This window comes from Goodfellowiella coeruleoviolacea (assembly GCF_024171785.1).
GTDB lineage: Bacteria > Actinomycetota > Actinomycetes > Mycobacteriales > Pseudonocardiaceae > Goodfellowiella > Goodfellowiella coeruleoviolacea.
The window spans coordinates 260,343-271,543 of record NZ_JAMTCK010000007.1; the positions used below are offsets into that span (position 1 = coordinate 260,343).

12 protein-coding genes are annotated in these 11,201 nt (G+C 70.8%); 6 read left to right on the top strand and 6 right to left on the bottom strand.

All coding sequences use genetic code 11. The features are described 5' to 3' along the window. Positions 1-268 precede the first annotated feature (268 nt). The 3 genes from LX83_RS17150 to LX83_RS17160 form a co-directional block, all read right to left on the bottom strand. On the bottom strand, positions 269-1,063 hold the full coding sequence (locus tag LX83_RS17150; RefSeq protein WP_253772484.1) for an Fpg/Nei family DNA glycosylase: 795 nt from the start codon (positions 1,061-1,063) through the stop codon (positions 269-271). Between the two features lie 72 nt (positions 1,064-1,135). Then, positions 1,136-3,637, bottom strand: coding sequence for a DEAD/DEAH box helicase (locus LX83_RS17155; RefSeq protein WP_253772486.1), 2,502 nt, complete (start codon positions 3,635-3,637; stop codon positions 1,136-1,138). 88 nt (positions 3,638-3,725) lie between these two features. After that, positions 3,726-4,757 carry a LacI family DNA-binding transcriptional regulator gene (locus tag LX83_RS17160; protein WP_253772489.1) on the bottom strand — a complete coding sequence of 344 codons (1,032 nt, stop codon included), beginning with the start codon at positions 4,755-4,757 and terminating at the stop codon, positions 3,726-3,728. 134 nt (positions 4,758-4,891) lie between these two features. Between LX83_RS17160 and LX83_RS17165 the strand changes: the two genes are divergently transcribed. Next, complete coding sequence (locus LX83_RS17165) at positions 4,892-5,119, top strand: hypothetical protein (RefSeq protein ID WP_253772491.1); 228 nt, start codon at positions 4,892-4,894, stop codon at positions 5,117-5,119. A 275-nt stretch (positions 5,120-5,394) separates the two neighbouring features. Here the strand turns inward: LX83_RS17165 and LX83_RS17170 are convergent, their stop codons facing one another. Further along, a complete protein-coding gene (locus tag LX83_RS17170; protein ID WP_253772493.1) occupies positions 5,395-5,574 on the bottom strand; it encodes a hypothetical protein in 180 nt (59 codons plus the stop codon). A 502-nt stretch (positions 5,575-6,076) separates the two neighbouring features. Here LX83_RS17170 and LX83_RS17175 point away from each other — a divergent pair. From LX83_RS17175 to LX83_RS17195, 5 genes are all read left to right on the top strand, one after another. After that, positions 6,077-6,658, top strand: a complete 582-nt coding sequence (locus LX83_RS17175) for an RICIN domain-containing protein (RefSeq protein ID WP_253772495.1) — start codon at positions 6,077-6,079, stop codon at positions 6,656-6,658. A 386-nt stretch (positions 6,659-7,044) separates the two neighbouring features. Then, complete coding sequence (locus tag LX83_RS17180) at positions 7,045-7,437, top strand: GntR family transcriptional regulator (protein WP_253772497.1); 393 nt, start codon at positions 7,045-7,047, stop codon at positions 7,435-7,437. A gap of 62 nt (positions 7,438-7,499) precedes the next feature. After that, on the top strand, positions 7,500-8,369 hold the full coding sequence (locus LX83_RS17185) for an ABC transporter ATP-binding protein (protein WP_253772499.1): 870 nt from the start codon (positions 7,500-7,502) through the stop codon (positions 8,367-8,369). 100 nt (positions 8,370-8,469) lie between these two features. Continuing rightward, positions 8,470-8,787 carry a hypothetical protein gene (locus LX83_RS17190; protein ID WP_253772501.1) on the top strand — a complete coding sequence of 106 codons (318 nt, stop codon included), beginning with the start codon at positions 8,470-8,472 and terminating at the stop codon, positions 8,785-8,787. Between the two features lie 100 nt (positions 8,788-8,887). Continuing rightward, the gene (locus tag LX83_RS17195; RefSeq protein ID WP_253772504.1) at positions 8,888-9,952 is read left to right on the top strand and encodes a hypothetical protein; all 1,065 of its coding nucleotides are present in this window, start codon (positions 8,888-8,890) and stop codon (positions 9,950-9,952) included. A gap of 115 nt (positions 9,953-10,067) precedes the next feature. Here the strand turns inward: LX83_RS17195 and LX83_RS17200 are convergent, their stop codons facing one another. Beyond that, positions 10,068-10,346, bottom strand: a complete 279-nt coding sequence (locus LX83_RS17200) for a helix-turn-helix domain-containing protein (RefSeq protein WP_253772506.1) — start codon at positions 10,344-10,346, stop codon at positions 10,068-10,070. A 406-nt stretch (positions 10,347-10,752) separates the two neighbouring features. Continuing rightward, complete coding sequence (locus LX83_RS17205; protein WP_253772508.1) at positions 10,753-11,151, bottom strand: allophanate hydrolase-related protein; 399 nt, start codon at positions 11,149-11,151, stop codon at positions 10,753-10,755. Positions 11,152-11,201 lie beyond the last annotated feature (50 nt).

The window sequence follows — 11,201 nt, forward strand, 5'->3', positions numbered from 1 at the left end:
ACGAACAAAACAGACATAACGCGCTAACGGGATAAAACGTATACGCGTCAACGGATCGTGCCAAGTACCGAATAGGGTGCTCGACGCGGTGATCTCGACTACTGTGCGTGATACTCGGTCGAGATGGCGGTGTTGATCAGGCTACCCCGGAAGTGGCAAATGTTATTGCTGCGTAAAGGATTGTGCTGGTTCCTCGGGAGTGGCGCGGCAGGTCCTGAGTGGACGGCGCAATCTTACCCACCGTAGCTGGATCGATGGGGCCAAACCGCTACTCCGGTTGACACACCGGGCACCACACCGTGGTGCGACCGGCGAGCCGGGTGCGCGCCAGCGGCCCACCACAGCGCGGGCACGCGCCGGTGGGATCGTCGCGGCGGCCGGTCAGCCAGCCCGGCCGGTCCGGCACCCGCCCGGCCGGCACCGCCCTGGCCAGCACCGCGCGCATCTCCCGGTGCAGCCGCCCGAGCCGGGCCCGGTCCAGCGCACCCGTGCCGGTGGCCGGGTGCACCCCGGCGCGCCACAGGATCTCGTCGGCGAGCAGGTTGCCCAGCCCGGCGACCACCGCCTGGTCGGTGAGCACCGCCTTGACCGCGGCGCGCCGCCGGGCCGCCAGCCGGTCGACGAACTCGTCGACGTCCACCGCCGCCGCGTCCGGACCCAGCTCGGCGAGCACCCGGTCCACCTCGTCGTCGGTGTGCGCCAGCCGCAGCCCCTGCAGCTTGCGCATGTCCCGGTAGCGCAGCTCACCGCCGTCGGTGCGCACCAGCACCCGGTCGTGGCGGTGCACCGGCTGGTCCTCCTCGGCCCAGTGCAGGCTGCCGGTCATGCCGAAGTGCAGCAGCAGGGTCGGCCCGTCGGTGTGCGCCAGCAGCCACTTGCCGTGCCGGGCCGGCTCGGTGAACCGGCGGTCGCGCAGCGCCCGGTCCAGGCCGGCCGGGCTCACCCCGTGCAGCACCCCGCTGTCGGTCACCCGGACCTGCCGCACCCGCCGGCCCACCGCGTGCTCGGCCAGCACCCGGCGGTAGCCCTCGACATCCGGCAGTTCCGGCACAGCCCGTCCCATCGACCCCGTGCGTGTCGTCCACAGTGGTCCCCGGGTACCCCCGCGGGGCCCGGCCAACCCGGCCGGGCCCGGTCAGAGCTGGTTGACGTCGGTGATCCGGATGACCGCGGTGCCCGCCTCGTCCGAGGCGGGCAGGTCGACCTCGGCGCTGATGCCCCAGTCGTGGTCACCGGCCGGGTCGTCGAAGATCTGCCGCACGGTCCACCGCTCCGGCTGTGGGTCGATGATGAGCAGGCCGGGGCCGCGTGCGTCCGGGCCGGTGCCGATCTCGTCGTGGACGTCGAAATAGGACTCCAGCGCCTGCTCCCACTGCTCGGCGTCCCACCCGGACTCGGCGTCCAGCTCGCCCAGCTCGTCGTAGCGGCGCTGGGCGGCCAGCTTCACCCGGTGGAACAGGGCGTTGCGGACCAGCACCCGGAACGCCCGGATGTTGCTGGTGACCGCGGGCGGGCGCTCGTCGATCGGGGCGGCGGCCGTCTCCTCGCCCGGGTTGCGCAGCCGCTCCCACTCGTCGAGCAGGCTGGAGTCGACCTGGCGGACCAGCTCGCCCAGCCACTCGATCACATCGTTGAGTTCCTCGGTCTTGGCGTCCTCGGGCACGGTCTGCCGCAGCGCCTTGTACGCGTCGGCCAGGTACCGCAGCACCAGCCCCTCGGACCGGGCCAGCCCGTAGAAGCCCACGTACTCCACGAACGTCATGGCCCGCTCGTACATGTCGCGGACCACCGACTTGGGCGCCAGCTGGTAGTCGGCCACCCAGGGGTGGCCGCGCCGGTAGGTGGTGTACGCGGCCTCCAGCAGCTCGGCCAGCGGCTTGGGGTGGGTGACCGACTCCAGCAGGTCCATCCGCTGGTCGTACTCGATGCCCTCGGCCTTCATCGCGGCCACGGCCTCGCCGCGCGCCTTGAACTGCTGGGCGGACAGCACCTGCTTGGGGTCGTCCAGCGTGGCCTCGATCACCGAGAGCACGTCCAGCGCGTAACTGGGCGACTCCTTGTCCAGCAGCTCGATCGCGGCCAGCGCGAACGGGGACAGCGGCTGGTTGAGCGCGAAGTCGAACTGGAGGTCGACGGTGATGCGCACCCGCCGGCCCTCCTCGTCGGGCTCGTCCAGCCGCTCGACCACCCCGGCGGCCAGCAGCGCCCGGTAGATGGCGATGGCCCGGCGGATCAGCCTGAGCTGGGACTTGCGGTCCTCGTGGTTGTCGGTGAGCAGGTGGCGCATGCCCTCGAACGCGTCGCCCGGCCGGTTGATCACGTTCAGCAGCATCGAGTGGCTGACCTGGAAACTGGAGGTCAACGGCTCGGGCTCGGCCGCGATCAGCCGCTCGTAGGTGGGCTCGCCCCAGGACACGAACCCCTCGGGCGGCTTCTTGCGCACCACCTTGCGCCGCTTCTTGGGGTCGTCACCGGCCTTGGCCAGCGCCCGCTCGTTCTCGACCACGTGCTCGGGCGCCTGCACCACCACGTTGCCCACGGTGTCGTAGCCGGCCCGCCCGGCCCGCCCGGCGATCTGGTGGAACTCCCGGGCCTTGAGGTGCCGGGTGCGCACACCGTCGTACTTGCTCAGCGCGGTGAACACCACCGTGCGGATCGGCACGTTGATGCCAACGCCCAGGGTGTCGGTACCGCAGATGACCTTGAGCAGCCCGGCCTGCGCGAGCAGTTCGACCAGCCGCCGGTACTTGGGCAGCATGCCGGCGTGGTGCACGCCGATGCCGTGCCGGACCAGCCGGGACAGGGTCTTGCCGAACCCGGCGGTGAACCGGAAGTTGCCGATCAGCTCGGCGATGGCGTCCTTCTCGGCCCGGGTGCACACGTTGATGCTCATCAGCGCCTGGGCCCGCTCCAGGGCCGCGGCCTGGGTGAAGTGCACCGCGTAGATCGGGGCCCCGTGCGTGGACAGCAGTTCCTCGATGGTCTCGTGCAGCGGCGTGGTCACGTACCGGAACATCAGCGGCACCGGCCGGTCGGCCGACTTCACCACCGCGGTCGACCGCCCGGTGCGCCGGGTCAGGTCCTTCTCGAAGAAGCTGACATCGCCCAGGGTCGCCGACATCAGCACGAACTGGGTTCTCGGCAGCTCCAGCAGCGGCACCTGCCACGCCCAGCCCCGGTCCGGGTCGGCGTAGAAGTGGAACTCGTCCATGATCACCTGGCCGACGTCGGCGTCGGCGCCGTCGCGCAGCGCGATGTTGGCCAGGATCTCGGCGGTGCAGCAGATGATCGGGGCCGACTCGTTGACGCTGGCGTCACCGGTCATCATGCCCACGTTCTCGGCACCGAAGATCGCGCACAGCGCGAAGAACTTCTCCGACACCAGCGCCTTGATCGGCGCGGTGTAGAAGCTGCGCTGGCCCAGGGCCAGCGCGGTGAAGTGGGCGCCGGTGGCGACCAGGCTCTTGCCCGAGCCGGTGGGTGTGTTGAGGATGACATTCGAGCCGGAGACGATCTCGATCAGCGCCTCCTGCTGGGCAGGGTAGAGCGTCAGGCCCTGGTCGGCGGCCCAGGCGGTGAAGGCGTCGAAGAGACCGTCCGGGTCAGGACTGGTCGGCACGTGGTCGGTGAGCGTCATGGCACCCTGATCGTGCCTGCTCGATGGGTGTTTAGTCCACCCGGACGACTGACCGGGCCCGGCCGGCCGGCGCGGCCGCCCGACCGGCTCAGGCCGACTCGCGGATGATCAGCTCGGTGGGCAGCACCGTCCGCACCGTCCGGGTGCTCTCGGACCGGCCGGTGGCGATCTGTTCGAGCAGGGCCCGCACCAGCTCCCGGCCCATCAGGCTGACCGGCTGGTGCACCGAGGTCAGCGGCGGCTCGGTGTGCGCGGCGGCCTCGGAGTTGTCAAAGCCGATCACGGCCACGTCGTCGGGCACCCGCCGGCCCGCGGCCCGCAGCGCGCGCAGCGCCCCGATGGCCATCGGGTCACTGGCCGCGAACACCGCGTCCAGGTGGGGGTCGCGCTCCAACAGGGTGGCCATCGCGTGCTCACCGCTGGCCAGGCTGAAGTCGCCGGCGGCGACCAGGTCGCGGGGCACCGAGCGCCGGTTGCGCAGTGCCGCGCGGTAACCGGTGAGCCGGTCCACACTGGCCGCCAGGTCGGGCGGACCGCAGATCGCCGCGATCCGGCGCCGCCCCTGCGCGTAGAGGTGGTTGGTGGCGGCCTGGGCACCACCCACGTTGTCGCAGTCGACAAAGGAGATCGGCGAGTCGGCGGACAGCGGGCGCCCGGCCATCATCACCGGCGCGCCGAACTCGACCAGGCGGCGCGGCAGCGGGTCGTCCCCGTGCACCGACACCAGCAGCACGCCGTCCACGTGACCATTTCGGACGTACTGCTCGATCTGGTCGTGCTCCTTGGTGGTCCAGGCCATCACCAGCACCAGCTGCAGGCCCGATCCGGCCAGTTCCTGGCTGACCCCGCGCAGCAGACCGGCGAAGAACGGCTCGGAGAACACCCGCGACTCGGGTTCGGACACCACCAGCGCGATCGAGTCGGCGCGACGGGTGACCAGGCTGCGGGCGGCCAGGTTGGGCACGTAGCCCAGCCGCGCGATGGCGTCCAGCACCGCGGTCTTGGCGCTCTGGCTGACATGCTCCGAGCCGTTGACCACCCGTGAGGCGGTGCCCCGGGACACCCCGGCGGCAGCGGCTACCTCTTCCAGTGTTGGCCGAGGGCGGCCGGCGTCCGACACGAATCGATCATACGGCGAGGACGGGGCCGGGTTGTCGAACACCGCACGTTTTGGTGAACCCCGAGTTCACCGGTCCGGGTTTCATCCACCGCGCAGTGGGCAGCCCTGAGTGGCGAGAGAGAAGGGAGAGTTTCGTGGCGCAGCCGGAGAGCCCCGTCAAGGACAAGAACTACGATCTGGTCAACGTGGTGTCGGACTCCCTCAAGTACGCCTGGCAGATGGAGACCTACATCAAGGACGCCGAGCGGCAGGGCGACGAGGAACTCGTCACCTGGTTCCGCAAGATCCAGGAGAACAACAAGAAAGCGGGCGAGCAGGGCAAGCGCCTGCTGTTGCAGCGGCTGAAGTCCGAGGAGGGCTGAGTCGGGCCGTCCGCAACGGATCCTGCTGACCGAATTCCGCTGGCTGGATCCTGCTGGCCGAAGCCGTACCGGCTGAAGTCGTGCTGACTGAAGTCGTGCCGGCTGAAGTCGTGCCGGCTGAAGTCGTGCCGACTCACGTCGTACCGGCTGGACCAGGATCGCGAACTCCACCGAGGGTGGCGTTTCCCATCACGCGGGGAACGCCACCCTTCGTCGCGTTCAGTGGCGCGTTTCCCGGTGGTGTCGCGGCGGTCCGGCGTGGTGCGGGTACCGGGTCAGCGTCGCGCGGGCGAGGCCGCCGGGTGGGGCGCGAGGGCCACCCCGACCAGCGCGTAGGCCGCGACCATGGCCAGCAGCACGCCGGCGCCGGCCTGCGGGATCAGACACAGGGCCACCGCGGTCAGCAGGAACAGGGTGCCCGCGGTGAGCAGTGCGGCACGTGCCTTGGTGGACATGGCGGCTCTCTCCGGTCTCCGGTCGTTGCGGTCGAACGAACTGGTGGTCCCCGGCGGATGTCGCCGCGACGCGGTCCGGCGTTACCGGTCGGGGTGGGGAAAGTGGTGCCAAAAGATCGGTAACGTCCGTGCGCTGCCCGGCGATCTGATCATCGGGTGCTGATGGAACGAGGGGGCAGCTTGTTCGTTGGGCCATTTTCCGCCATGCGCGTTTTCCGGATGGCGATGTCGGACGAGGCTTTGCCTGGCCGGGCGCGCAGCGTTCGGCCGGCCGTGCCGTGCGCGTCGGCCCGGGGCACCGGCATCGAGCCATGAGCGAACCCATTCGCGGCTGACCGGCTGACTCGCGAATTTATTCGGCTGCGCGGCCGCAGCGGTCACCGGCATGATTCCGGTGACGTTCCCCGCACATTCGTGCGGCGACCTTCCCCGCTGGTTTTCGCGTTCGATCCAGCGGGTGTCGATTTGTGATTCGAACCGCTTCGAAACAAAGGAAAACGTGATGAGGAAACTGGTACGGGCGGCCCTGCTGTCCGTCACGGCGGCCCTGTTCGGTGCGCTCGCCCTGGCCGGACCGGCCCAGGCCGAGCAGGAGGCCAAGGTTCCCGGCAAGCTGGTCAACCTCGGCGCCAAGCTCAAGAGCGGCGAGCTGTCCGCGAGCGCGGTGCTCGGGCCGTTCGTGTTCAGCAACATCGCCAGCGGCGGGTGCCTGGACCAGGACTACAGCGACGGCACCCCGCACACCGCGGTCACCGCGTGGACCTGCAACGGCGGCGCCAACCAGCAGTGGAACCTGGACGTCCGGGAGAGCGACTACTCGGTCGTGCTGACCAACGCCGCCAGCGGCCACTGCCTGGACCAGGACTTCACCGACGGCGTCCCGCACACCAACCTGCTCGCCTGGCCGTGCAACGGCAACGACAACCAGCGGTGGTGGCTGTACGAGGACGCGGACGGCTCGATCTTCGTGGTGAACTTCGCCACCGAGTACGTGCTCGACCAGGACTACACCGACGGCGTCCCGCACAACCGGGTCACGGTGTGGCCCTACAACGGCGGCCTGAACCAGCGCTGGTGGTTCTGAGTTTCCCCGACCCACTGATCCGGTCGGCCCAGCGGCGCCCGGCGCCACCCCGGTCTGACCGCTGACAAGTCCCCATCCCGGCCCCGTCGGAACCTCTCCGGCGGGGCCGTTGTCATGCCGTCGTCGCCTGCGGTTCTCGATCGTTCACGGGGTAGTCCCCCGCCCACCCGGGGGCGACCCCAGGTCCAGCCTATCGGCGCCACCCAATGGAGCCCAGGGCTTCGGCCGGGCCTGTGGACAACTCCTGTCCCTGTGGACAAGTCGGTGCCGCGAGTGGAAGCAACGCCAAGGTCGCCCCGTGATCGCACCCCGCCCGGCGTCCGAGCGGCCGTCCGGTGCTAAGTTCTCTAGTGTCTTAGTTAACTAGCACAATTTCGGGAGGCGGCGTGGTCGAACTCCGGGTTGACCGGGCCAGCGGCCTCCCGGCCTACCGGCAGCTCATGCAACAGGTGCGGGAGGCCCTGCGGCTGGGCTGGCTGCGGCCGGGGGACCGGCTGCCGACCGTGCGCGAGGTCGTGGCCACCAGCGGGGTGAACGCCAACACGGTGCTGAAGGCGTACCGCGAACTGGAGCTGGCCGGGCTGGTCGAGGCGCGGCAGGGCTCGGGCACGTTCGTCAAGGCGTCGCCGGGGGCTGGACCGCGCCAGGCCATGACCGAACTGCGGGAGCAACTGGAGAAGTGGGTGTCCGGCGCGCACGCGGCCGGGCTGGACAACGAGGACATCCAGGCGCTGCTGAGCGCGGTCCTCGCCGACAACAACAGGGGAAGCAGCCAGTGAACCTCAAGCTCGCCGCTGGGTCTGACCCAGCCACGACGGACGGCCGGGACACGGTGTTAACCGTGACCGGGCTCGGCAAGCGCTACCGGGGTGGACGCGACAACACCTGGGCGCTGCGCGACTGCTCCTTCACCCTGCCGGCGGGCAGTGTGACCGCGCTGGTGGGCATGAACGGGGCCGGCAAGACCACCCTGCTGAGCATCCTCGCCGGGTTGCTCACCCCGACCGCCGGACACCTCACCCTGCCCAGCACCGGGCAGGGCGGCGCCGACGGAGCGCGGATCGCTTTTGTCGCCCAGGAGAAACCGCTCTACCGGTACTTCAGCGTCGCCGACATGCTCCAGGTCGGCGCCCGGCTCAACCGCGTGTGGGACCAGGAGCGCGCGCTGCGCTGGCTGCGCCGCTTCGACATTCCGCTCGACCGGGCCTGCGGCCGGCTCTCCGGCGGCCAGCAGGCCCAGGTCAACTTCGCCATCGCCCTGGGCTCCCGGCCTTCCGTGCTGCTGCTCGACGAGCCAGTGTCCACTCTGGACCCGCTGGCCCGCAGCGAGGTCACGGCCGAACTGCTCACCGAGGCCGCCGACACCGGCATGACCGTGCTGCTGTCCACGCACGTGGTCGGCGAACTCGTCGGCGTGGCCGACCACCTGCTCCTGCTCGCCAAGGGCCGGCTGCTGGCCGCCGGCGAGATCGACACCCTGCTGGAGAACCACCTGCACTACGTGGGCCCGCGCGCGGACGTCCCGCCCGGGCCCGGACAGGTGGTGTGGGCCAGCCACACCGACAACCAGTCCGTGTTCCTGGTCCGGCTCCCGGAGACCGGGCCGGTGCCTCCGGTGGACGCGCCGTGGACGACCCGCCCGGTGACGCTGGAGGAGTTCGTCCTCGCCCAGCTGAAGAAGGTGCGCACAGCCGGCGAGGGCGAGGCATGAGCAGCGCCACGCTGGCCACCACCGAATCCGGTGCCCTCCGGCGCGGCGGCGCCCGGTTCGTGGACCTGGTCTGGCTGACCTGGCGCCAGCACCGGCCGCCGTGCTGTCGGTCGTGGTGCCCGCGCTGGCCGGCGTGGTCGCTGATCCGTGGCAGGCGGGAACCGGGGATCTGTTCGTGGCCGGGGGTTTCCAGGACGCGGTCGGCACCGTGTCGACCATGCCGGTGGACTGTGCCGGCAACACCGTGGACCGCGCGTCCTGCCTTGCCGATCACGGCATCGTCGCCCACGTCACCGACTACCAGCCGATCGGCCGGCTGGCCGTGTTCCACCTGATCGAGTTGGGCATCTACCTGGTGCTGACCGCGGTCCTGGCGCTCGTGGCCTGGCACCGGGTCCGCCGGGGCAACACCGTCTGATGTGGACAGTCGAGAGCGACCTGGCGATGTCAGTCCGCCACGCGGCGCACCAGTGCTGCCGAGCCTGGTCCTCCGGCGCGCAGAACAGGAGAGTTGTGTCATGAACGTCAGGGTCGGCGCCCGACGTGGCGCGCCCGTCGGTGACAAGCCCGGACCGGCCGCCGAACTCCGGTCCGGCGCGCACTTCGCGGATCTGGCCTGGCTGGCCTGGCGGCAGCACCGGGTGGTGATCACCACGACCGTGCTGGTCGTCGCGGCGGTGGTGGTCGCCGCGCTGGCACTGGCTACGCAGGCCAACGACCTGGCCGCTCGCTGCGACCAGAACGGGTGCCCGCCGGACTTCGTCGACCAGCGCAAGGCACTGGTCACCCACGCGAGAAGGCTGCTGCTGTACGGGCTTCCGGTGTTGTCCGGGATCGTCGCGGTGTTCTGGGGTGCCCCCCTGGTGTCGCGGGAGTACGAGCAGCGCACGCACCTGCTGGTGTGGCTCCAGGACGTCTCACCTCGGCGGTGGCTGGTGAGCAAGGTGGCGTCGCTGGGTGCGCTCGTGGTGCTGCTCTACGCCGTGTACGGGGTGGCCACCAGCAGTCTGGTCCGGGGACTGAAGGCGATCCGGGAAACCGCTGTCGGCGGTGGCGACGCGATCGAGCTGGTGCTCCAACCGTTCAGCACCACGTTCGAGGCCGCACCGTCGCTCCAGGTCGCCTACGCGCTGTTCGGGTTCGCGCTGGGCGTCGCTGCCGGGGCGGTGGCGCGCCGCACCCTGGTGGCGGTGGCGATCACCCTGGTCGGGTTCGCCGCCGTCCGGTACGTCATCGCCGAGTACCCCCGCGTGCACTTCCTGCCGCCGCTGCGGCGCACCAGGCTGCTGGACGCTCCGGTGGACACACCGCCGGGTGGCTTCTCCGCCAACGTGATCATGGGTGGCGGACACCTCGACGCCGCGGGCAACGAGATCCCGACACCCGCCGCGTGCTTCGACGACACTGGGGCAATAGCCTCCGAGTGCCTGCGCCAGCACGGGGTGGTCAGCGCCTTCTACGACTACCAGCCGGTGGCCAGGGAGGGCACGTTCCAGTTGATCGAGCTGGGCATCTACCTCGTGCTGACAGCGGTGCTGGCGGTCGTGGCCTGGCGTCGTCTCCGGTCGGCCACCGCGTTCTGACCGACCGGTCGCGGCCAGCGGGCCGGCGCCAGGAAGACCTCCGGCGCCGGCCCGCTCGTTGTGCCGGATGGGCTCGGCCGCCGCGGCCGCGGCTCACCCACGCACCGGACCCGCCCTATGCCGACAGCGGGTCGGCGTCCCAGCAGCCGGTGGTGGCCGCCACCTCGGTGCTGAGCGCGTCCAGGGAGATGCCCACCGCGTTGGCCACGGCGAGCACGGTGAAGAAGGCCGGTGTGGGAATCCGGCCGCGCTCGATCTTGCGCAGGGTCTCCGGGGAGATGCCGGCGGCTGAGGCGACCTCCACCATGCTGCGGGCACCCCTGGCCCTGCGCAGTGCCTCGCCGAGGCGTTCGCCGCGTTCCCGGTCCGACTGGCTCAACGGCACCCGTACCATGTCATCGATAGTAATACCGGTATACCTATTGGGTGCGGGTGTGCGCCGGGAACCGCCGTGACCGAGTCGACGTCGCCCGCCGAACCGGGCGCCGTGCGGCCGACCGCGGCGATGCCCCACCACCTGGACCGCACGCGCACCGCGCTGCTGCTTGCGTGCGGCCCGCGTGCCCCGATTTCGTGCGAGCCCCGGGTCAGTCCCCCGCCCACCCGGGGGCGACCCCAGGTTCAGCCTATCCACCCCACCCAGCGAATCCCAGGCCGCCGACACCGGCTGTGGACAACTCGACCGCCCTGTGGATCGCCGGTTGCGCGGATCACGGGACGCGTGCTAGCCGCGCCGGGTGTGGGGCCGGGCCGGGCCCGCCGGACATCTCCCGCGATCCGGCCGACCGGGTGCGCCCGGGTCAGCCCGGGCCGCCGGACGCGTCCCGGCGGGCCAGGTAGGCCCGCCAGTCGCCGATGTCGGTGATGTCGATCAGCTCCGGGCTGGCCACGTACTCCCGGCGCAGCACCGTGGCCAGACAGGGCGTGCCGTCGGCGAGTTCGACGACGCCCAGTTCCAACTCGGGCGGTTCGGCCGGCAGCAGGTGCTCGCCCAGCACCGCGAGGGAGATGTCGTAGACCTCGCCGACCACGCTGCCGCCACCCGTCGGCACCTCGTGCATGGCCGGGAACCGGTCGCCCACCGAGAAGTACCGGTACTTCGGCGCGCTGCTGGCCACCCGCACCAGGGGAGTGCCGCGCAACTGGTGGTGCAGCGGCCCGCCGCGCATGCCGCCGCCGTTCAGGAAGATCAGTGCCATTGTGCCGCTCCCACAACCGTCGGGGCCGCCGGTTGTGCTGGCCGGCCCAG

What these genes read in the sequence shown, in the direction of transcription:
- LX83_RS17150 (WP_253772484.1), bottom strand. Translation starts at nt 1,063, where the DNA reads ATGGGACGGGCTGTGCCGGAACTGCCGGATGTCGAGGGCTACCGCCGG.
- LX83_RS17155 (WP_253772486.1), bottom strand. Translation starts at nt 3,637, where the DNA reads ATGACGCTCACCGACCACGTGCCGACCAGTCCTGACCCGGACGGTCTC.
- LX83_RS17170 (WP_253772493.1), bottom strand. Translation starts at nt 5,574, where the DNA reads ATGTCCACCAAGGCACGTGCCGCACTGCTCACCGCGGGCACCCTGTTC.
- LX83_RS17175 (WP_253772495.1), top strand. Translation starts at nt 6,077, where the DNA reads ATGAGGAAACTGGTACGGGCGGCCCTGCTGTCCGTCACGGCGGCCCTG.
- LX83_RS17195 (WP_253772504.1), top strand. Translation starts at nt 8,888, where the DNA reads ATGAACGTCAGGGTCGGCGCCCGACGTGGCGCGCCCGTCGGTGACAAG.
- LX83_RS17200 (WP_253772506.1), bottom strand. Translation starts at nt 10,346, where the DNA reads ATGGTACGGGTGCCGTTGAGCCAGTCGGACCGGGAACGCGGCGAACGC.
- LX83_RS17205 (WP_253772508.1), bottom strand. Translation starts at nt 11,151, where the DNA reads ATGGCACTGATCTTCCTGAACGGCGGCGGCATGCGCGGCGGGCCGCTG.